This window comes from Bacillus hominis (genome assembly GCF_018332515.1).
In the GTDB taxonomy this organism is placed as follows: Bacteria; Bacillota; Bacilli; order Bacillales; family Bacillaceae_G; genus Bacillus_A; species Bacillus_A hominis.
On the sequence record NZ_BOQD01000568.1, the window covers coordinates 1 to 203 of the forward strand.

The window sequence follows — 203 nt, forward strand, 5'->3', positions numbered from 1 at the left end:
CTCCTCTCGGGCGCGTTTTCTTTCGGGAAGTGGCTCAGCTTGGTAGAGCACCTGGTTTGGGACCAGGGGGTCGCAGGTTCAAATCCTGTCTTCCCGATACTTGTTTGGGGCCTTAGCTCAGCTGGGAGAGCGCCTGCCTTGCACGCAGGAGGTCAGCGGTTCGATCCCGCTAGGCTCCACCAAAAAAAGTTCTTTGAAAACTG

The 203-nt window shown here is 56.7% G+C and carries 2 tRNA genes; both read left to right on the top strand.

Annotated features, from left to right (window positions below):
- Positions 1 to 23 precede the first annotated feature (23 nt).
- Positions 24 to 97: transfer RNA gene (locus KI356_RS27385), tRNA-Pro, on the top strand.
- A gap of 9 nt (positions 98 to 106) precedes the next feature.
- A tRNA-Ala gene (locus KI356_RS27390) sits at positions 107 to 182 on the top strand.
- Positions 183 to 203 lie beyond the last annotated feature (21 nt).